The following is a 19,768-nucleotide window of genomic DNA, read 5'->3' on the forward strand; positions in this document are numbered from 1 at the left end:
TGCCTTTTCCAACAAGCGCTGGCTACACTTCTTCATGCTGTTTGTCCCCGTGACCGGCTTGTGGATGAGTTCAGTGGGCGTCGTTGGATTAGCGGTGAACCTGCGGGCGTATGACTTCGTGTCCCAGGAAATCCGGGCAGCAGAAGACCCCGAATTTGAGACATTCTACACCAAGAACATTCTGCTCAACGAAGGAGTCCGGGCTTGGCTGGCGCCTCAAGACCAACCACACCAGAAGTTTGAATTCCCTGAGGAGGTACTACCCCGTGGTAACGCTCTCTAGTAGTTCCATGGTGGCGGGAAACCGCGACCAACAATCATCAGGTTTTGCCTGGTGGGCGGGTAATGCCCGTCTGATTAACCTCTCCGGTAAATTACTGGGGGCTCATGTTGCCCATGCTGGACTGATTGTCTTCTGGGCTGGGGCAATGACATTGTTTGAAGTTGCCCACTTTATTCCCGAAAAGCCCATGTATGAACAGGGCTTAATCCTGCTCCCTCACTTAGCGACCCTGGGTTGGGGTGTAGGTCCCGGTGGTGAAGTGATTGATACATTCCCCTACTTTGTGGTTGGGGTACTGCACATCATTTCCTCTGCCGTTCTGGGTCTCGGCGGTATCTATCACGCCGTTCGCGGTCCAGAAACCTTAGAAGAGTATTCCGCCTTCTTTGGTTACGACTGGAAAGATAAGAACAAGATGACCACAATCATCGGGTTCCACCTGATTGTTTTAGGTCTCGGTGCTTTACTGCTCGTAATCAAAGCCATGTTTGTCGGCGGTGTTTATGATTCTTGGGCACCCGGCGGTGGTGACGTGCGGATTATTACCAACCCGACACTGAACCCAGCGGTGATCTTCGGGTATCTAACCACCTCTCCTTTTGGTGGAGACGGTTGGATCATCGGCGTCAACAACATGGAAGATATTATCGGCGGACATATTTGGATCGGTCTGATCTGTATTTCTGGTGGTATCTTCCACATTCTCACCAAGCCCTTTGGTTGGGCACGTCGCGCCTTTATCTGGTCTGGAGAAGCTTATCTCTCCTACAGCTTAGGTGCGTTGTCCCTGATGGGCTTTATCGCCGCTGCGTTTGTTTGGTTCAATAACACCGCTTATCCCAGCGAATTTTATGGTCCAACTAACGCTGAAGCATCTCAGGCTCAGTCCTTCGTCTTCTTAGCGCGTGACCAACGGTTAGGGGCAAACATTGCTTCTGCTCAAGGTCCTACTGGTCTAGGTAAATACCTGATGCGCTCTCCCACTGGAGAAATCATCTTCGGTGGTGAAACCATGCGCTTCTGGGACTTCCAAGGTCCTTGGTTAGAGCCGCTACGTGGTCCGAACGGACTGGATGTAGACAAGCTGAGAAATGATATTCAGCCTTGGCAACTGCGCCGTGCGGCTGAGTACATGACCCATGCACCGAACGGTTCGATCAACTCTGTTGGTGGAATTATCACAGAAATGAACGGGTTTAACTACGTTAACCCCCGTGCATGGTTGGCAGCCGCTCACTTTATCTTAGGATTCTTCTTCTTAGTCGGTCACCTCTGGCATGCAGGTCGCGCTCGTGCGGCGGTTGCTGGATTTGAAAAAGGTATTGACCGTGAGAGTGAGCCAGTATTGTTTATGGGTGATCTTGACTAGATTGGTTCATTTCATCCACTAAAACTTAATTGGTTTGAAGGCTCTTGTTGAAACGCAAGAGCCTTTTTTTTATGTGGCGTGCTGTGTAGATGCTGAAAATAGCAATACTCTGGTTGAACAAACCTTCGCCCGTCTCGAACAGGAAACTAACGGCGCGGCGGCTGTTTGGTTTGCCCAGCAAGGAGGGAGAAGGGACTCTGGACTTCAGAATCGGTGAGAGAAAAAGCCCAGATGTGTGGAAAAACACAAGGGAAGGGTAAGAAGAAAGTAAGTAAGGGCACGATAATACAGCAGTTTGCTCTGCTATGCGGTACATTTTCGATCCCCCTAAATCCCCCTTAAAAAGGGGGACTTTGATCTACTGTACTTTATTACAGAATTAAGCGCTGTATCGTGCCCCTACCGGATCGGATCAATTCGCCCTAAACAGTGGTAGGGGCATGGCATTGCCATGCCCGATTAATTAGGTGGACAGAATAAACGTTAAAAGAGGAGATCATCTTTATCCTTTGTCAGGGTTTGAGGTGGTTTGACAAACCTTAACAGGGTTGAACTAGATCAGTTCCGTGTTCCGAAGTCGAAATGCCGTGTTTCTGGGTAAAAAGCCAACAGGGGAATGTCCTAACGTATCCCCATCACCCCGTCACCTCGTCATCCCCTAGATAGGGCTTCCTGCCAAATTTCGTAGTTATAGAACTTGCAGTTCTCTTGGATAGCGAGGATGATTCTAAGCGCATCTTCACCAGAATCAGTTGGGATTAAGGTGAGGATATGGGGGAGATATTGAGTGATGGCTTCTATGTCTTTCTTGGCGATATTACGTAAGGCATCGACGGCACTCCTACGCACCCAATACTCAGAATCTTCCACCAGTTTGACCAAAGGAGGAATTGCCGTCTGTGAACCAATTTTACCTAAGGCATCTGCGGCACTCCTACGCACATTATAATCCGAATCGTCCACCAGTTTTAGCAAGGCAGAAATCGCCCTATCGGAACCAATTTTACCTAAGACATCTGCGGCACTCCTACGCACATTATAATCCGAATCGTCCACCAGTTTTAGTAAGGCAGAAATCACCCTATCGGAACCGATTTTACCTAAGGCATTGGCGGCACTCCAACGCACATCAGAATCCGAATTTTTTATCAGTTTTACCAAGGCAAAAATCACCCTATCGTAACCGATTTTACCTAAGACATTTTCGGCATTACTACGCACATTATAGTCAGGATCTTCTACCAGTTTTAGCAAGTTAGGAATCGCTGTCTCGGAACCGATTTTTCCTAAGGCATCAGCGGCACTCCTACGCACATCATAGTCAGAATCTTCCACCAGTTTTAGCAAGGTAGGAATCGCTGTCTCGGAACCGATTTTTCCTAAGGCTTTAGCTACACTCCAACGCACATTATAATCCGAATCATTCACCAGTTTTAGCAAGGTAGGAATCGCTGTCTCGGAACCGATTTCACCTAAGGCTTCAGCGGCACTACTACGCACATCAGAATCTGAATCTTTCACCAGTTTTAGCAAGGCAGTAATCGTTTTATTGGAACCGATTTTTCCTAAGGCTTTAGCGGCACTCCAACGCACATCAGAATCCGAATCTTTCACCAGTTTTAGAAAGGCAGTAATCGCTCTCTCGGAATCGTTTTTAACTAAGGCATGTGCAGCAATTTTACGCACGTTATAATCCGAATCTTCCACAAGTTTTAGCAAGGCAGAAATAGCCCTCTCGCAACCAATTTTTTCTAAGGCTTCAGCGGCACTCCAACGCACATTATAATCTGAATCTTTCACCAATTTTGTCAAGGTAGGAATTGCTGTTTCGCAACCAATTTTTCCTAAGGCTTCAGCGGCACTCCTCCGTACAGAAGATTCAGAATATTTAACCAGTTTTAGTAAAACAGTAATCGCCCTCTCGGAACCGATTTTACCCAAGGCTTCAGCGGCACTCCAACGCACATCAGAATCCGAATCTTTCACCAGTTTTAGCAAGGCAGAAATCGTCCTCTCGGAACCGATTTTACCTAAAGCTTCAACGGTTCTCCTACGCACAGAATAGTTAGAATCTTCCACCAGTTTTAGCAAGGCAGGAATCGTTCTCTCGGAACCGATTTTACCTAAGGCATAGGCGGCAAAACAACGCACAGAATAGTTAGAATCTTCCACCAGTTTGAGTAAGGCAGGAATCGCCCTATCGGAACCAATTTCACCTAACGCTTCTGCGGCAATTTTACGCACATTATAATCTGAATCTTCCACCAGTTTGAGCAAACCAGGAATCGCTGTTTCTGATCGCGTCTCCTCCAAATGCTGAACCTTTAACCAAGCAGGTACATCCAACGCTTCCACATACCCAACAGTCTGTTCCTGAAACTCTAACTTTACCTCCCCCGCTAATCGCGCTCCCAACCGCCAATCCACGTCCAGTGCCAGTTGCACCACCTGCACCGCCCGCCTATCATCCACCAGCGCCAACATCAACGCGATTGGCTCTGTCCATTTCAGATAGTTAAGATACTCCCGCTTCAGCACCCCATCACTCAAGGTTGGCAACCGTTCCCGCAATGCCTCGGCTGCGTAATATTCCTGAATCAGTTGATGGCGAAACTCTAACTCTTCATTGCCTGTTCCCGCCTGAATTAGATGATACTTCTGCAAATCCCGCAGACACTTGCGGGCAAAATCTTCCCCATACGCCACTTTGCCATTGAGAAATTGCGCGATCGCCTGTACTGCTTCTTCCCGTGGAATCCCTACCCGTAGTTCTGTTGGCGTCTCTCCCTGCATCATTACCCACGCCAACTGTTGCAGCACCGATTTCCACCAGTCACGATCGCTCTCAATCACCACATCCTGTTTCAGGTTGCGCTCATATCCCTGAGTAAAGAACCGAAACACCAACCCCAAATTCTCTGGGATTTCGTTTGTCTGTTGAAACAAACTACACAGCATCCACAGCAGCAAGGGAGTTTGCCCAAACTCTCGCAAGCGCTCACCCAGTTGGCGCAGCATTTCCTCGGCTTGTTCTGGCACGTAGGCTTGAATAAACGCCTGCATTTGCGCTTCGGTGAGCGGCTGCATTTCCAATTTCTGCTCAATCCCTAAATCTCCCCCCAGGCTCAAATCCCGTGTGGTGAAGATCATCGGCACTTTGGGATGATTGCGGCGAAAGGTAGAAAGCTGCGATCGCGCTTCCTCTGAGGGTAACTCATTCACCCCATCAAAGAGGATGAGACAGCGTGACAACACCGTTTCCAGTTGCGCCTGGGTTAAGGGGAGTTCATGGCGAGTAAAGGCATTGAGAATTAATTGGGTGATTGAACCTTGCCAGTAACGCAGTTCCACCAATACCGGAATCTTCCTAAACTCCCCTCTCCCAGAATTGGGAGAGGGGCTGGGGGTGAGGGCAGTTGTCGCCTCTTCCAACAGTAACCGTGCCAACGCCGTAGACTTTCCTGATCCGGGACGCCCAACTAACAAAACCTGCTGTTCGGCATACTTACGCAGCCCTTCCAGGACGGAAAATCGCTCGACCTTCTTTTCCTGTCGCTGTTCTGGTTCTTTCTCTTCCTGTGGCGGTTCTGGCTCCTCCTTTTTCACCCTCTGCACGATCAACCCGAAGTCAAAAATCGGTGTCACATCCTGAGATTGCCGTTGTTTGCTTTCGGCATCAGTTAACGTGTAAAACTGCCACCACTTCTCATATTTAGTAGTAATTGCCGTCAAATAGGGCTGAAAATCAATTTCAGACGGCTTGAGAACTAAATCCCGCCAGCGATGATCCCGTTGATGAAACTGCTGCTGAAATTCGCGCAATTGGGGCAACTGTTCCAGAATCGCCGTGGTTGGAACAGCGCCACCCCCCAAATCAAACGAGCGATCGCGGGTAAACTTAACCATCCCGCAAACCTTACCTGTTCGCTGATTCAGCAACGGTGCACCACTCATCCCTGGACGCACTTGTCCCAATTTAAACTTAATTAACCTTGGCTCATCTCCGGTTAAGCCTTCACAGTTAAACGTTACCGGACAGCCATTGTCAAACTCTCGATCAGGATAACCAAACAGATAGAGCGGATCACGAGATTGAATTGCCCCATCCAAATACACACAAGGCGGATTAGCATCAGTCGGAAGCGTCACCCGCAACAGCGCTAAATCATAAGGATTAGGTCGCAATTCCTCGACTACCGCCTGTGAGCAATTCTGCTGCATCTGCCAGCGTACCCGAATCGGTTCCCCTGTTGACTTTTTCACCACATGAGCGCAGGTGAGAATCCATTCTGGAGCCACAAAAAACCCTGTTCCCCAACCTCCGGGAAGAGAAAGCTTCACTGTGCATTGTTGCAGCAGATTCTCGACGCGACTCATGGTTTACGGTTTAGGCTGGGCTTCCCATTCCAAGGTGATTTCCAGATTCGCTTTACCCGATCCTTTGACAATCACCGCTGTCAATTGTCCCGCCTCGATCGCCATTTCCATACCAAATTTTACCGTCGCCTTCCTCGGTCTGGCTTTTTTCAGGGGTACGGCGACCATCTGTACTACCCCCTCAATCGCATCAGCGACAGGCTGAAACTGCTTGGCGTCAAAGCTGACATCTTCTCGCCCCGTCGTTGTCACCTCAAAGAAAGCGATCGCCCCATTGGGAAGCTCAACGGGAACGGTGTCACGGCGGGATTCGGCAAAAGTCATTTCATTCTCCTCAATGGGAAAAGTAAGGGCTAAGGTTCCCTGACTACAAACTTGTTATCCCTATCTTAAGATGAATGGCACGCTCCTCGTCTTCTGGTGGGCAATGCCCACCCTACTGGGCTGGCAAGCTTAAAGTTGTGGGTAAAATTTTTCTGGATCGCTACTCTCATAAGGGTTCCTTGAAAATACTTGACCACTGTTTTAACCTTGCCAAGCCACTACGGTATATCTGACTACAAACTTGTTATCCCTATCTTAAGCTGTTCGGTAGATAAACCTTAAGATCAACAATTGCGGAATCCTGGTAGTGCGAGCATCTTGCTCGCTAACAAGCATCTTGCTCGCTACTCATACTATAAAATTGCAACAGTAGACTTGAAACAGTCATCATTGGGGTGATATGGCAACTCTGACTCAGATTCGGGTACGAACATCGCCCGATCAAATTCCTCAATGGCAATCAGCAACTTGGGATGATTATGTGGCGTGCTGCGCGGATGCTGAACAGTCCCAGGTTAACCATTTCCGCATCTTTTTTAATCAGGGCTACCTCTTTGTTGATAGGGGTTGGGAAGGTATTAATCACGCTAGATTTCGCGAACTCCTGACAATGTTAATTGCCTTCTGGTTTAGTCATCAGCCAGAACAAACATTCGATTGTTTGGGAGGATGTATTCTCGAAAAACCCAAACAACGGGCGGCGTCTCCCGATCAGGTGGTGTATATTGGCGCAGAATCTCCTCGTTGGCAAGTGGGAGAACCGCGACGGATTAATTTAAGACAGTGGCGAGTTCCTGATTTAGTCTGTGAAGTGGGAGATACAACTTTAGCAACGGATTTAGATGAAAAAAAGCAAATTTATGCCCGCTTAGAAATTCCCGAATATTGGGTGATTGATGTATCAGCCGCTAGGGTGATAGCATTTTGTCTGCAAGCTGATGGTCGATATCAACAAAGTGACGTCTCTAGGGCATTGGATGGGTTAGCGATCGCGTTAGTTGAACAAACCTTTGCCCGTCTTGACCAGGAAACCAATGGCGCGGCGGCTGTTTGGTTTGCTCAGCAGATTGCTAATCTTTAGAACACCCGTTCAATAATCCGATTATCTACGATTATTAATCCCAGATGCGCTTGACTGGATAAGCATCAAATACCCCATCTCTACTCATAATTGGTATATTTTCTGCAATAGCTTGTGCAATTAAAAGTCTATCGAAAGGATCATTATGATGAAAGGGTAACGTTGAAATTATTCCCAGATGATTTAACTGAATAGAAAGTAATGCAAAATCTGCCAAGTTTATCTTTTGCGTAATATAATTTTCAAGGGGAACTAAAAGAGTTAATTTTCCTTTGCTTTGTTTAATTGCCATTTCCCAGACGCTGGCAATACTAATAAATTTTTCATGATTAGTATCTTCCATCAGTTCGCGGACAGTATTGCTGAGATTAGAGTGACCAGAAAAGAACCAAATCAGAGCATGAGTATCCAGAATAAATTTCATTAATAATCTTTAAAGTCTTCTAAAGGTTCATCAAAGTCATCGGTTATGGAGATCATCCCCTTGTCACTACCAAAAAGGGGGGGTCTTTTTTGTCGAGGATACGGCGATACTAATTTAACCATTGGCAGGTCATTCTTGGTGATCATAATTTCTGTACCAAGTGAGGCATTTTCAAGAAGTTGATGGATTTGTCTTAAGGCTTGATTGATATCTATTGTTTCCATAGATAAATCCTCTTTTTTCTCAGATTAACTTATACTATTTATTTCCCAACTGAAGCAGGTCGAATGCGTTGCTGAGGCTGAACTGTAACGGAAATAAAATAGCATAGACTACAGTATATACTTTACCCATAATCGGACATAATCGCAATACATTTCGTCACCGAAGAGCGCACGATGGTGGCGTGACACCCAGTTACAGCAAGAGGAGGCGATTGAGCTGCTACACTAATGTATGCGAAGCCTTCCCGAAGGGTAGTCCGCCTGCGCGGACTGAGTTATCACGGGAATAGCGTTCCCCGGATTTGTATAACTAAAGCATGACTCATTTCATCTCAATAATCCCTTAATTTCCCGCCAAATCTGTGACTGATTAGACTGAACTCTCGGATGAGTCAAAACGCCCTGACTGGGACTAAACAAAAATGCCAATATGAAAAATCCAAATGTAACTAACACAATAGCCGGACCCGATGGCAAATTGAAAAAATAGCTCAAATACATCCCACTAATACTGGCAACCACGCCAATTCCTGACCCTAACAGCATCATCTGATGTAACCTTGTCACTAATAAATAAGCCGTCGCCCCTGGGGTAATTAGCATAGCTAAGACTAAAATCACGCCAACCGCTTTGAGACTGGCGACGATGGTTAAAGCAATTAAAATCATTAAGCCAAAGTTGAGTAAGTTTGTTGGTAATCCGGCTGCTTTTGCGCCAATGGGGTCAAAGGTATAATACATTAATTCTTTATACAGCAATAAAACAATGGCGAGGACAATGGCGGTAATTATGGCTGTATTGATCACTTCCTCCCCGGTAACGCTGAGGATATTGCCAAACAGAAAGTGATTGAGGTCAATCTTATTGTCTTTTTGAATAACGGTAATTAAGGTAATACCAAGGGCAAAGAAAGCAGAAAAGACAATCCCCATCGCCGCATCTTCTTTAATCTGCGATCGCGTCCTGATCCAGGTAATCACAAGGGTACTGACAATACCTGCCAAAAACGCCCCCAGAAAGATATCCACGCCCACGATATAGGCGATCGCTAATCCGGGTAAGACGGAATGACTAATCGCATCACCGAGTAAGGCGAGGCGTTGTACCATCAGGTAGCTTCCCACTGAGGCGCAGACGATTCCTACTAAGACGGCTGTCATTAGCGATCGCTGCATAAAACTGTATTGTAAGGGTTCAATTAAAAGGTCAAGCATTATTTGTCATTGGTCATTGGTCATTGGTCATTGGTCATTTGTCATTTGTCATTGGTCATTTGTCATTTGTCATTGGTCATTTGTCATTGGTCATTGGTCATTTGTCATTGGTCATTGGTCATTGGTCATTGGTCATTGGTCATTGGTCATTGGTCATTGGTCATTTGTCATTTGTCATTGGTCATTGGTCATTGGTCATTTGTCATTTGTCATTCGCCATTCGTTATTTGTCAAATACCTCAAACGTTAGCCAGGGCGGGTTTTGTAGAAACGTTAACACAAACAATCAATAGTAGTCCCTAAACCCGCCCCTACAAACCCGGACTTTTGCGTGAAGCGAAGGGTCAAAAGTTTAAGCGGCGTCTGAGAAAAAGACGACTTGACCTCCATACGCCCGTTGTATGTTATTTGCCTGCATGACTTGTGGGCGGGAACCTGAGGCGATTAATTCCCGATTCAATAAAATTAAATCATCAAAATTGGTAATCGCTTCCCCTAAATCATGGTGAACCACTAACACGGTTTTCCCGGAATCGGCTAATTCGTGGAGAATCTCAAAAATAACGGCTTCGGTTTTTTTATCAATTCCCGCCATAGGTTCATCAAAACAGAAAATATCTGCTTCTTCAGCTAATGCTTTGGCGAGAAAAACGCGCTGCTGTTGTCCCCCCGATAATTGTCCAATCGGGCGATCGCGAAAGTCACTCATCCCCACCCGCGCTAACGACTGGGCGGCGATGCGTCGGGATACGGTGGAGAAACGCCGAAACCATCCTGTCTTACGTATCCGCCCCATTAATACCACATCCCACACGGTTGCAGGGTATGTCCAATCAATCTGCGATCGCTGGGGTACATAGGCGATCCTGTTTAACTGATCCATCATCGGTTTCCCCTGATACATCGCCGTACCACAGTTTGTCTGCACTAACCCCAGCATCGCTTTCATTAGCGTACTTTTCCCCGCGCCATTGGGACCAATAATTCCCGTCAGTCGCCCCGGTTGAATCTGACAGGTGATATCTTTTAGCGCCTCTACAAAGCGATACTGCACGCTGAGATGCCCAATCCGTATGGGTTCCTGGTGGGTAATAGCTGGGCTTTGGGGGTTGGAGTCGTTTCTTTTAAAGATAAGCGTTGACATGATTAAACCGGGCAGATTGGGGAAAATGAAACAATTATGAGAATATTGTACATTTAAAAATGAAAACAATATGAAAACCACTATATAAACTCAATGACCGGAATAACTCACTCGCAGGGTAGAACTCAGTTGCAGGGGTGTACAGGTGTAGGGGCGGGTTTGACTGATAACGTTACCCAACACACCAATACCTTGACTCAACCCGCCCTTATTAGGGGGAAGGGTAAAATTAATTTCCCGAAACTTTCCCGATGGAAGATTCTAGACCAGCGCGGCGGAAGTAACTCTCTAGTTAAAAAACGTGCAAAGTCTTATTGTATAAGCCTTCTCCCCTTCTGCCTCCTGCCTCCTGCCTCCTGCCTTCTTGCACTAGCTGGGGTGATGCTGGGACTTTGGCTGAGTGGCTGTGAGGTGACAAATCCGAATCTCTCCGGAACCGATGCAGAGGATAAACCCAACGTTGTCGCTACCAGTACCATTATTGCCGACTGGACCGAACAAGTGGGGGGAGATGAGATCGAGTTAACCGGAATCCTGAAACCTGGTGCTGATCCGCACGTTTACGAACCCGTACCTGCTGATACCATTGCCTTAGAACAAGCCGATTTGATTCTCTACAACGGGTATAACTTAGAACCTGCACTGATTAAACTGATGCAATCGGCGGGAGTAAATGCCAAAACCTTTGCCGTTGGCGAAGTTGTCACCTCATTAGACTTTGAATATCAGGGAGAAACCGAACCCGATCCTCATGTTTGGGGAGATGCAGAGCATGGGATTAAAATGGTGAATGCCATACGCGATCGCTTAATTGAACTTTCACCGGAAGACAAAGACGAATTTACCGCCAACGCCGCCCAACTCACGGCGGAATTAGAACAGGTGGATACCTGGATTACGCAGCAGATTCAAACCATCCCTGCGAATCAGCGTAAACTTGTCACCACCCATGACGCCTTTCAATATTATGCTCAGGCTTATGGATTAGAAGTGATTGGCACGCTAATCGGAATTAGCACTGAAGAACAACCCAGCGCCCAAACTGTGAAAACTCTATCTGATGCGGTGAAAGAAGCAGGCGTTCCCGCTATTTTTGCTGAAACCACGATTAACCCCGCTTTAATTGAAACCGTTGCGGAAGAAGCGGGGGTTAAATTAGCCCCATCCGAACTCTATTCTGATTCCCTAGGCGCACCCGGAAGTGAAGCGGATACTTATGTGAAAATGTTGATTACCAATACCCGTACTATTGTCGAAGCCTTGGGAGGCGATTATCAAGTATTTCTGAATGATGAATTATAGTAGATTGGGTAGAGCGATCGCAAAACCCAATCGGCAAAGGGCAATTGGATTAAAATGGTGGAATAGGTTTCGGTTTTGTTGACGCAGTAAACCCACACAGTTAAAATATTTGTAGCATGAAAACACTTGCAGAAGTCCAAGCTTTTTTTAATAGAAATAAACCAATCCTTCGGCAAAAATATAATTGGTTAAGCGAATTGGGCATTTTTGGCTCTTATGTGAGAGGAGAGCAAAATGAAGACAGTGATGTTGATGTGTTAGTTGATTATACGGAAGCACCGGATTTAATTGAATTAATTGATCTTGAACACTATCTCAGCGATAATCTGGGCATTAAAGTTGATGTAATAACGAAAAATGGATTAAAACCCAGACTAAAAGAGCGAATTTTGTCAGAAGTTGTTTATGTATGACTAAACGAGACTTAGACGATTTTATTGAGGATATTTTAGAGGCAATTGGATCGGTTGAACGATTCCTGTTAGGGGTAAGATTTGAGGATTTTGCCCAAAATGAGGAGAAGATTTTTGCGGTCGAAAAGGCGATGGAAATTATCGGGGAGGCGGTTAAAAATATTCCCGACTCTATTAGAAGTCAGTATCCTGAGATTCCCTGGAAAAATATTGCCGGAATGCGAGATAAGTTAGTGCATGAGTATTGGGGAGCAGATGTCAACATTTTATGGAAAACGGCACAACAGAGATTGCCGGAATTGAAAGAACAGGTAATCAGGATTAGACAGGAATTACAGCAGGATGATTAACAGGCGCTATAGGTTTACCAAAAATAAATAAATCTAGCCAAGCTTATACTAATTTGACTACTTTCCAAACATGCCATGACACGTCTGGAACATGGCTCACCCAGCTTCCTGTATCATCCACACTAAAAACCCTAAAATTTGCTCTACAGGTGGCAGAGGATAATCAATTAAATCAATGGTTACGGCTTGTCCTTCTAGCTTCAAAAATCGCCATTGAGTGCCACTACTAACCGCACCATAAATCGTGGAAATAGGTGTTTGTTTTGCCTGATTAAATCGCTGTGCGGCAACCATTTCAGCAATACATTGCCCAAATCCTGTTCTCAAATCCGCTTTTTTTGCCTCGATAATAATCAAGACTGGCGCTTCAATTTCCAGAAGTTCCTCGGAACGACTCAAGAGAAAATCACACCGTCCATTCAGTCCAAGGGATTCATCAACGGTGAAATCCTCCCCGGAAAATAAGCTGACCCGCCGTTGCAGGATGCGCCGAACTTCCAGCAAAACCGGGTAAATAATGCCTTCCGAACGCGCTTTTTCACTAGCTGATGCTGCTAAAGGTAAACTTTCTTCTAAAAAGGATATCAGGGTTTGGGATGGTTGAATGGGTTCAATATCTGGTAAAAAGTGAATCCCTTCGGCTGTGGTTAAATTAAATGCTTCTTTGACTTTACCAATAGTTGTAAATTGACTGTAGGGCATAGCTATCGGTGGGGAGGGCGGGTTTTGTTTTTCCGTTATTGGTGACTAGCGGAATTGATTTCCTAAACCCGCCCCTACGATTGATTTCCTAAACCCGCCCCTACATAAGACATAAGAAGAAGGACAAAGGACAAAGGACAAATGACGAATGACGAATGACGAATGACTAACGCCGTCTTCTTCCCATTGAACGCCGACGGCTGCCAAAACTGCTACCAAAACGGCTGGAACGATTCATCCGTGTCGAACTGGATTTATTAGAACGGCGTAAATTACTAGAACCGAAACCTGAACCTGTCGCCCGATTACCTTTTTGGCGATTTTTTCGAGCCGTTGATGATGAATTAGAGGAACGTCTTAATTGACCTGTACTGCGGAAGGTTTGACGATTTTTAACCGCAGGTGGCGGTTGATTATGACGGGCTTGATAGCGGTCTACCGCTTGGGAGTAGGTGCTTCCATATCCACCATATCCAGTCATAATTCCACCATGGTAAACCGGAGGTACATAATAGCTGGGTCGAAATAATAAACTTCCCAAGGCTTGACCCGCCATAGCCCCTGCAAATGGTGTCCAAAAACTGGATTCCCGCCGCACAATTACCGTTTCCGGTTGACCTGTTTGCGGATTCGTTTGGGTTTCGGTAACGTTATGCACATATTCAATCCGAAAGTCCTCACTTAAGTGCATATCGGCTTGACCATTTTCGATCTGCAAGTATGTTTTTTCACCCGCTGATAGTTCCTCATCGGTGAGACGGGCTAAGCGCAAATCTGGACTACGAAACACAGGGGGTGTACCGGGTGGGGTATTCAGCAACATCAGGCTATATTCACCACTAACATCATCGTAAGTGGCTTGTTGAACCGGATATTTCCCATCAGGGAACTGCTGGACATTTGAGGTAACATTGACCGTCTGATTTGGGCTTTGGGCGACGGAAGGCGAACCACAAGCTAGGGTGGTTAGACACAATGCCAAAGACATGAAAAGGATAAGAAATTTTCGCAGCATATCAGAAAATTATTGAATTGAACGATTCATTGGTAACTGGGAACAGATTAATCTGAAATAATAGTATCATTGGTGGTATTATTTCGGTTTGGTGGGACTACCCCAGCTAATTCAATCGTCGGAAAAGAGGATTGATTGGTGATTAACCTCATCCCCTGTCCTGCTAAAATAGCACAATGCAACAGATTACAGGGACAACGAAACTCTTAGGCGTAATTGGTCATCCGGTGGAGCATTCTCTATCACCAATTATGCACAATCGCGCGATCGCACAGTTGGGTGTGGATTATGTCTATCTCCCTCTCCCCGTCAAACCAGAGGATTTAGCTGTCGCCGTGGCGGGGTTTGCGGCGATCGGGTTGCAAGGCTTCAATATCACGATTCCCCATAAGCAAGCCATTATCCCCCTCTTAGCCGAGGTATCCGATATCGCCCAACTGGTGGGTGCAGTGAACACCGTTTGGCGTACCGATAAAGGCTGGAGTGGGACAAATACCGATGTCTTAGGGTTTATCGCCCCCCTGAACCAATATCCGCGAGATTGGCATAAAACCAAGGCGGTAGTATTAGGCTATGGTGGTGCAGCACGCGCCGTTATCGTGGGTTGTATGCAGTTAGGGTGTCCAGAGATTTGGGTTGTCGGTCGCAATCCGGATAAACTAAATCAGTTTCAGCAAAGTTGGGCAAATACTCCCCTATCTCCGATTCTCCAGGCGTATCCCTGGGAGGAAATGCCTAAATTACTACAACAAGCCGATTTACTGGTAAATACAACCCCTGTCGGGATGCATCCTCATGTCGATCAATCCCCTGTCGATGAACAGACAATGCAAGGATTACCCAAAGGTGCGATCGCCTATGATTTAATTTACACCCCCAATCCCACCAAATTTCTCCAACAAGCCAAACAACAAGGCGCGAATCCCATCGACGGCTTAGAAATGTTAGTCCAACAAGGTGCAGCCGCCTTAGAAATTTGGTTAAAACAAACACCACCTGTTGGAATTATGCGAGAATCATTACAGCAGAAATTAGGCTTGTAAGTTCGCTTGTAGTTGCGCTTTAGCGCCTCAAATGTTCGCATCGTTTACGACAAACACCGAAAGTAATACCAAGTATAGCACTACGAGGATACGTTAGGACATCAGTTAGTCCAAGAGGGAACAGGGAACAGGGAACAGTCAAGAATGTCCTAACCTATCTTAGTACCGCTATATTAGTAGCGAGCAAGATGCTCGCACTACCATGATTTCGTCATTATTGACCTTAAGATTTAAATGCCGAACAGCTTAAATAACCAACGCAACTCCTCAACAATTTGCCTAGCCGCATCTTCCTGCACAAAATGACCCGCACCTGAAAGAATAACCGTTTTAGACTTCGGAAAAACCTGCTGAAAACGCAAACACTGACTCGCCCGAAACGCTGGATCACGATCGCCCCACAAAATCAACGCTGGCTTATCGACCAAATGACAGAGACCTTGGCTAACCTGTTGCAGAAATGAACCACTTTTGAGAATCTCTCTAGCAAAAATATGAGTCGGTTCTCTCGAACTTGGCGTTGGAAAGGGGGCGCGATAATGGTGCATAAGGACGCGATCGCAACGCTGGCGCTGAATTCCTACCGGAATGATCCAATTAACAAAAGCGTTGAAACGGCGAATCAAGACGCCACCCAGCGCACCACCAAAGAATTGGGAAAACCCTGCTAAGAGTAGGTTATCATCAACAGACCAAGCGAAGGTATTCGCGATCGCAAACCCCCGGAAACGCTGCGGTTGTCGTCCCGCCACATCCAAACCAATGGGTCCACCCCAATCGTGGACAAACAAAATAATCTCTTTTAAATCAAGTTGGTTAACAAACTCCTCGATAACCCGTGAATGTTCCTTGGGAGTGAAACCATATCCCGCCGCCGCGACAGAAAGTCCAAACCCTGGATAATCAACAGTAACACAGCGAAAATCCGTTTTTAAGTCAGCAATAATATGGCGATAGACAAAAGACCACGTAGGATTCCCGTGCAAGAATAAAAGGGTAGCACCACTGCCTTCATCAACATAGTGAACCCGATGACCTTCAATCTCAAGAAAGCGAGACGTGAACGGAAATTGGCGGCGGTCAAGCCACGGGGGATGGCGGTTGTCCAGGGGAAGGGTTTCTATCATTATCGATTAATCAAAGGCTTAATTTTTTCAGCCAAGACTGATGCGCCAGCTTGTTTTTCCGGGTGGCGAGTATACCAATAAGCCCAAGCAATTAACACGGCTTGAAAGGGTAGCCGAATCCAATAGAACAATTGACTGTGGGGAATTCCTTCAATCTTGATATTGTTCAGTGTCATGTAGATATTGGCAGGAAACACCGCAATAAACAGAGCAATCAGTCCCCAGGCGGCGGCGACGCTAATAAATGGAATCATTAAGCCAATACCGCCGAGAATCTCGAAGAATCCGCTCACATAGACGGATGTCAAGGGCGGAAAGGGTGGCGGAACGATGCGGGCATATTGTTCTGGTTTCAGGAAATGGGTGATACCGACGATGATGATACACACCGCCAGAACACCGCGAAGGATTTCTTTACGGCGATAACTCTGGTCAGGTGATTGAGACATAAGGAATAGAGGAAACTTACGATCACAGGATAGAGAGTGCGATCGCGATCGTGCGTCTATCTACAGTTAGCTCTTATTGGAGAGTAAGGGTAAGATCCTATAATTCCCAAATAACTCTCGTTAGCGAGATACGGCTCTATCCAAAATCATCTTCAGATCAGCCGGACTTCTTGATATGTCATGTTGCCAATAACCAAAGCCTCCATGCTGGTTAACAGCTTGAATCCACTGCTCTAGAAATCCACGCTTGACTTCATCTTTCTGAGTGATGTTACCCTTAGTTTCGAGAATTAAAAAACTACCCGTTTTTAAGCGAATAATGAAATCAGGTCGATATTTGCGGATAACCCCTTCAAATATGTAGAAAATATCAAAACCTAGGTGGTCATTTTTGACCCAGGCGTCTACATGAGAATTTCGATCTAGCTCGAATGCTTCACTAGCTTCCCAGGTGCTATCAAAAGTGCAGCAGTTGATATGAGACTTCCGAGTATACTCACAGGGCTTGCCTGTGTACCAAGTTCGCATATCAGCCGTAGATCGGATGGGATTCTCCTGATCGAAAACGGGAACAATTTTCTCTGTGTTTTCATAATATATTGCACTCCAGATATGTTGGACAATTTTTCTTAAGTTAAGAGTGATAATGAGGCGACGCTTAATTTCATCTTGATTTAAAGGTGGAGGATAAATTTTAATTCGATCCGAGTGGATAAACTGCTCGACCAACTGAATTAATCGGGCAAGCAGGTATTCCTTACTACCCTTCCAATCAGGTTTCATCTGATCGAAAACATCCCTGGCTGCCTCAAAGGTATTTGTTTGCATCCGGCGATATCGACCCAAATCTTCTAGGTTAATTTCCTTAATCTTGGTCACATCAGGCTTGCCATCTACCAGAGGAGCTAATTCTGCCAAAGTACTTACATCAAATGCATTTAATTCAAGAGACTCTACCCGCCTCATATCAAGTTTTAGTTCTGGCTTATAGACGTAATCAATCCGAATGATGTTTGGAAAGCTAATCTCAAACTGTTGTTTTTCAGGAACGGGTTTGATTTCTGTTTTGGGAGAAGGAGGAGGTGGTGGAGTACCGTCATTTGATTCATGGGGGAGGAATGTAAACGGTACACCAAAAATGTTGACGTATTCAGGTTCAAGTAAGTTTGTGTCCGGATTAATTTCATAAGTTGTTCTTCGTAAACCCCTACCGACAACCTGTTCACACAGGAGCTGGCTGCTAAAGGCACGAATACCCATAATGTGGGTCACAGTTTTGGCATCCCATCCTTCAGAAAGCATCCCAACAGAGATAACGTTCTGGATTTGTTCACCCGGTTTGCCCACTTGTCCTACTGTATCAACAGTTTGCCGCAACAACTCGGCTTGCTCTTTTTTGGAGAGTTTGCGGATGGGTTCATCATCTGTGATCTCATCTTCACTGGTATCTTGAATAGGCTCTCGCAGTTCAATGTTATCTTCTTGGGACTCTGCTATTCCTAGAACTTTAGAATCGATATGCAGGGTTCGTTCGGGAATACAGAGTTCTTCGATATGAATTTTTTTGTGGTCAAAGGCGTACTTAATTCGGGCAGCCGTTTCGGTGCGGTTAGCAACGGAAATCATCACCGGAGGAATGGTGTGTCCAGCCTGTTTCCACCGTTTGGCAGTTTCCAGCCAATCTTGTCCTAATAGATAGTAGCCATTGTTAAGGAGATCTGGAAGAGACTCATTGGACTTTGCCCTGCGGTTTACATCATCCTTAACCTCAGAGTCTGTGTAAAGGTGATAGAGGCGAGATTTATAGTCTTTGTTTAGTTTGCCATCATCTCGAATAACAACACGGGGAGTTTTTACTAGACCCGATTCGATCGCATCATTCAATCCAAAGTCACTCACAATCCAACTGAAAAGGGCTTCTTCCGAGCTTTTTTTGCCAGAGGGAGCAAAAGGAGTGGCAGAAAAATCAAAGCAACTTAGAATACTTCTGCTGGAATGAATCCGATCTAGTCCGCCAACCCATTTTGTTGCTTCTTCGAGTTCATCTTTTCTGACCCCTTTCACTTTAGATTCAGCGGGAATGCGCCATGCGTGATGAGCTTCATCGTTAATAACAACAATGTTCTTAGCATTTTTCAGTTCACCTAGCACTTCCTGGGCATAGGCTTCATTACTCTTAGCGCCGCGCTTATCTACACTCTTCTTTTTGGCTATCTGTTCTTCGGTTTCCCAGTTAAGGGCGTGCCAGTTATGAATCAGAATTTTGCCCTGGCGCAGTTTATCAAATAAGCCAAGAGGAACGATGTTAAAAATTTCGTAGTAGTTATTTTCAGCAGAAGGAATCAAAACCTGCAGGCGGTTTTTAATGGTTAGCCCGGGCGCAACGACAAAGATGAATTTAGAAAAGCGAGTATCTTGGGGATAGGTGGCTTTGTTAATAATCTGCCAAGCTATCAGCATTGCCATCACAATCGTTTTGCCAGAACCCGTCGCCATTTTGCAGCAGAGGCGTTTGAACTCTCCACCATCGGAGGGAATGTCTATCCCGACTCGATGAGCTGGGGGTGATTCAGTCAGCCAGATTAGTGTTTCAATGGCTTCTAATTGGCAAAAGAAGAAAGGGTAGTCTCGCTCTTCTGGGTTGTACCAGTGTTCTAATAGGCGTTTAGTGATGCCTGTAACACCAGGATAACCCTCCTCACGCCATGCTTTGACGCGATCACGGATTTGGTTGACCAGGGGGATTTCAACGAATTTGCCAGGATCATCGAAGGATTGGGAGCGTTCTGAAGCGATGATGTAGCCTGCGGGTCGTCTACCTGGGACACGGCTAAAGAGGCGAGTTTGGCGATCGTATTTCCAATACTCTTTCGGCTCTTCATAGGGAGAGTTTATAATAAGTTGGTCAATTTTGTTTTTAGACATC

General features: G+C 45.9%; 19 protein-coding genes and 1 pseudogene. 9 read left to right on the forward strand and 11 right to left on the reverse strand.

The genetic code is table 11. The annotated features are described in order from the left end of the window. From RIE73_RS27575 to RIE73_RS27585, 3 genes and pseudogenes are all read left to right on the forward strand, one after another. Positions 1-283: pseudogene (locus tag RIE73_RS27575) on the forward strand (photosystem II D2 protein (photosystem q(a) protein)); the annotation flags it as partial. A 7-nt stretch (positions 284-290) separates the two neighbouring features. Then, positions 291-1,652, forward strand: a complete 1,362-nt coding sequence (psbC, locus tag RIE73_RS27580) for a photosystem II reaction center protein CP43 (RefSeq protein ID WP_446404218.1) — start codon at positions 291-293, stop codon at positions 1,650-1,652. A gap of 34 nt (positions 1,653-1,686) precedes the next feature. Then, positions 1,687-1,869, forward strand: a complete 183-nt coding sequence (locus tag RIE73_RS27585) for a hypothetical protein (protein WP_446404219.1) — start codon at positions 1,687-1,689, stop codon at positions 1,867-1,869. A 434-nt stretch (positions 1,870-2,303) separates the two neighbouring features. Here RIE73_RS27585 and RIE73_RS27590 read toward each other — a convergent pair whose 3' ends face one another. Together RIE73_RS27590 and RIE73_RS27595 are read right to left on the reverse strand one after the other, a co-directional pair. Beyond that, positions 2,304-6,029, reverse strand: coding sequence for a HEAT repeat domain-containing protein (locus RIE73_RS27590; RefSeq protein WP_446404220.1), 3,726 nt, complete (start codon positions 6,027-6,029; stop codon positions 2,304-2,306). Positions 6,030-6,032: 3 nt separating this feature from the next. After that, positions 6,033-6,353 carry a CU044_2847 family protein gene (locus RIE73_RS27595; RefSeq protein WP_446404221.1) on the reverse strand — a complete coding sequence of 107 codons (321 nt, stop codon included), beginning with the start codon at positions 6,351-6,353 and terminating at the stop codon, positions 6,033-6,035. Between the two features lie 400 nt (positions 6,354-6,753). Between RIE73_RS27595 and RIE73_RS27600 the strand changes: the two genes are divergently transcribed. Further along, positions 6,754-7,434 carry a Uma2 family endonuclease gene (locus tag RIE73_RS27600; RefSeq protein WP_446404222.1) on the forward strand — a complete coding sequence of 227 codons (681 nt, stop codon included), beginning with the start codon at positions 6,754-6,756 and terminating at the stop codon, positions 7,432-7,434. A gap of 34 nt (positions 7,435-7,468) precedes the next feature. Here RIE73_RS27600 and RIE73_RS27605 read toward each other — a convergent pair whose 3' ends face one another. The 3 genes from RIE73_RS27605 to RIE73_RS27615 all read right to left on the reverse strand — a co-directional run bounded on the left by RIE73_RS27605 (position 7,469) and on the right by RIE73_RS27615 (position 9,297). Continuing rightward, positions 7,469-7,858, reverse strand: coding sequence for a type II toxin-antitoxin system VapC family toxin (locus tag RIE73_RS27605; protein WP_446404223.1), 390 nt, complete (start codon positions 7,856-7,858; stop codon positions 7,469-7,471). Next, complete coding sequence (locus RIE73_RS27610) at positions 7,858-8,082, reverse strand: type II toxin-antitoxin system Phd/YefM family antitoxin (protein ID WP_446404224.1); 225 nt, start codon at positions 8,080-8,082, stop codon at positions 7,858-7,860. Before RIE73_RS27610 ends, RIE73_RS27605 begins: the two co-directional genes overlap by 1 nt. A gap of 327 nt (positions 8,083-8,409) precedes the next feature. Beyond that, the gene (locus tag RIE73_RS27615; protein ID WP_446404225.1) at positions 8,410-9,297 is read right to left on the reverse strand and encodes a metal ABC transporter permease; all 888 of its coding nucleotides are present in this window, start codon (positions 9,295-9,297) and stop codon (positions 8,410-8,412) included. A 16-nt stretch (positions 9,298-9,313) separates the two neighbouring features. Here RIE73_RS27615 and RIE73_RS27620 point away from each other — a divergent pair, with 16 nt between their 5' ends. After that, positions 9,314-9,547 (forward strand): hypothetical protein, encoded by a 234-nt coding sequence (locus RIE73_RS27620; RefSeq protein ID WP_446404226.1) that lies wholly within the window; start codon positions 9,314-9,316, stop codon positions 9,545-9,547. A gap of 102 nt (positions 9,548-9,649) precedes the next feature. On the opposite strand, the gene RIE73_RS27625 is transcribed toward RIE73_RS27620, so the two are convergent. Continuing rightward, positions 9,650-10,441 carry a metal ABC transporter ATP-binding protein gene (locus tag RIE73_RS27625; RefSeq protein ID WP_446404227.1) on the reverse strand — a complete coding sequence of 264 codons (792 nt, stop codon included), beginning with the start codon at positions 10,439-10,441 and terminating at the stop codon, positions 9,650-9,652. A gap of 381 nt (positions 10,442-10,822) precedes the next feature. Between RIE73_RS27625 and RIE73_RS27630 the strand changes: the two genes are divergently transcribed. From RIE73_RS27630 to RIE73_RS27640, 3 genes are all read left to right on the forward strand, one after another. Beyond that, the gene (locus RIE73_RS27630) at positions 10,823-11,743 is read left to right on the forward strand and encodes a metal ABC transporter substrate-binding protein (protein ID WP_446404228.1); all 921 of its coding nucleotides are present in this window, start codon (positions 10,823-10,825) and stop codon (positions 11,741-11,743) included. A 116-nt stretch (positions 11,744-11,859) separates the two neighbouring features. After that, positions 11,860-12,156: a nucleotidyltransferase family protein gene (locus RIE73_RS27635; protein ID WP_446396939.1), complete on the forward strand. Its 297-nt coding sequence runs from the start codon at positions 11,860-11,862 to the stop codon at positions 12,154-12,156. After that, positions 12,153-12,506: a HepT-like ribonuclease domain-containing protein gene (locus RIE73_RS27640; RefSeq protein ID WP_446404229.1), complete on the forward strand. Its 354-nt coding sequence runs from the start codon at positions 12,153-12,155 to the stop codon at positions 12,504-12,506. The genes RIE73_RS27635 and RIE73_RS27640 overlap by 4 nt, the downstream gene beginning before the upstream one ends. Before the next feature lie 96 nt (positions 12,507-12,602). Here the strand turns inward: RIE73_RS27640 and RIE73_RS27645 are convergent, their stop codons facing one another. Together RIE73_RS27645 and RIE73_RS27650 are read right to left on the reverse strand one after the other, a co-directional pair. Further along, positions 12,603-13,208, reverse strand: coding sequence for a hypothetical protein (locus RIE73_RS27645; protein ID WP_446404230.1), 606 nt, complete (start codon positions 13,206-13,208; stop codon positions 12,603-12,605). A gap of 166 nt (positions 13,209-13,374) precedes the next feature. Continuing rightward, positions 13,375-14,223 (reverse strand): hypothetical protein, encoded by an 849-nt coding sequence (locus RIE73_RS27650; RefSeq protein ID WP_446404231.1) that lies wholly within the window; start codon positions 14,221-14,223, stop codon positions 13,375-13,377. A gap of 176 nt (positions 14,224-14,399) precedes the next feature. Between RIE73_RS27650 and RIE73_RS27655 the strand changes: the two genes are divergently transcribed. After that, positions 14,400-15,266 (forward strand): shikimate dehydrogenase, encoded by an 867-nt coding sequence (locus RIE73_RS27655; RefSeq protein ID WP_446404232.1) that lies wholly within the window; start codon positions 14,400-14,402, stop codon positions 15,264-15,266. Between the two features lie 230 nt (positions 15,267-15,496). On the opposite strand, the gene RIE73_RS27660 is transcribed toward RIE73_RS27655, so the two are convergent. From RIE73_RS27660 to RIE73_RS27670, 3 genes are all read right to left on the reverse strand, one after another. Then, positions 15,497-16,393 (reverse strand): alpha/beta fold hydrolase, encoded by an 897-nt coding sequence (locus RIE73_RS27660; protein WP_446404233.1) that lies wholly within the window; start codon positions 16,391-16,393, stop codon positions 15,497-15,499. Then, positions 16,393-16,842, reverse strand: a complete 450-nt coding sequence (locus RIE73_RS27665; protein ID WP_446404234.1) for a DoxX family protein — start codon at positions 16,840-16,842, stop codon at positions 16,393-16,395. Before RIE73_RS27665 ends, RIE73_RS27660 begins: the two co-directional genes overlap by 1 nt. Positions 16,843-16,962: 120 nt before the next feature. After that, positions 16,963-19,767 (reverse strand): BPTD_3080 family restriction endonuclease, encoded by a 2,805-nt coding sequence (locus tag RIE73_RS27670; protein WP_446404245.1) that lies wholly within the window; start codon positions 19,765-19,767, stop codon positions 16,963-16,965. Between the last annotated feature and the right edge of the window lies 1 nt (position 19,768).

Source organism: Coleofasciculus sp. C1-SOL-03, from assembly GCF_040220555.1.
In the GTDB taxonomy this organism is placed as follows: Bacteria; Cyanobacteriota; Cyanobacteriia; order Cyanobacteriales; family Coleofasciculaceae; genus Coleofasciculus.

Coding starts and splice junctions, on each gene's coding strand:
- psbC (WP_446404218.1), top strand. CDS start 291: ATGGTGGCGGGAAACCGCGACCAACAATCATCAGGTTTTGCCTGGTGG.
- RIE73_RS27590 (WP_446404220.1), bottom strand. CDS start 6,029: ATGAGTCGCGTCGAGAATCTGCTGCAACAATGCACAGTGAAGCTTTCT.
- RIE73_RS27595 (WP_446404221.1), bottom strand. CDS start 6,353: ATGACTTTTGCCGAATCCCGCCGTGACACCGTTCCCGTTGAGCTTCCC.
- RIE73_RS27600 (WP_446404222.1), top strand. CDS start 6,754: ATGGCAACTCTGACTCAGATTCGGGTACGAACATCGCCCGATCAAATT.
- RIE73_RS27605 (WP_446404223.1), bottom strand. CDS start 7,858: ATGAAATTTATTCTGGATACTCATGCTCTGATTTGGTTCTTTTCTGGT.
- RIE73_RS27610 (WP_446404224.1), bottom strand. CDS start 8,082: ATGGAAACAATAGATATCAATCAAGCCTTAAGACAAATCCATCAACTT.
- RIE73_RS27615 (WP_446404225.1), bottom strand. CDS start 9,297: ATGCTTGACCTTTTAATTGAACCCTTACAATACAGTTTTATGCAGCGA.
- RIE73_RS27625 (WP_446404227.1), bottom strand. CDS start 10,441: ATGTCAACGCTTATCTTTAAAAGAAACGACTCCAACCCCCAAAGCCCA.
- RIE73_RS27630 (WP_446404228.1), top strand. CDS start 10,823: ATGCTGGGACTTTGGCTGAGTGGCTGTGAGGTGACAAATCCGAATCTC.
- RIE73_RS27635 (WP_446396939.1), top strand. CDS start 11,860: ATGAAAACACTTGCAGAAGTCCAAGCTTTTTTTAATAGAAATAAACCA.
- RIE73_RS27640 (WP_446404229.1), top strand. CDS start 12,153: ATGACTAAACGAGACTTAGACGATTTTATTGAGGATATTTTAGAGGCA.
- RIE73_RS27645 (WP_446404230.1), bottom strand. CDS start 13,208: ATGCCCTACAGTCAATTTACAACTATTGGTAAAGTCAAAGAAGCATTT.
- RIE73_RS27650 (WP_446404231.1), bottom strand. CDS start 14,223: ATGCTGCGAAAATTTCTTATCCTTTTCATGTCTTTGGCATTGTGTCTA.
- RIE73_RS27655 (WP_446404232.1), top strand. CDS start 14,400: ATGCAACAGATTACAGGGACAACGAAACTCTTAGGCGTAATTGGTCAT.
- RIE73_RS27660 (WP_446404233.1), bottom strand. CDS start 16,393: ATGATAGAAACCCTTCCCCTGGACAACCGCCATCCCCCGTGGCTTGAC.
- RIE73_RS27665 (WP_446404234.1), bottom strand. CDS start 16,842: ATGTCTCAATCACCTGACCAGAGTTATCGCCGTAAAGAAATCCTTCGC.
- RIE73_RS27670 (WP_446404245.1), bottom strand. CDS start 19,767: ATGTCTAAAAACAAAATTGACCAACTTATTATAAACTCTCCCTATGAA.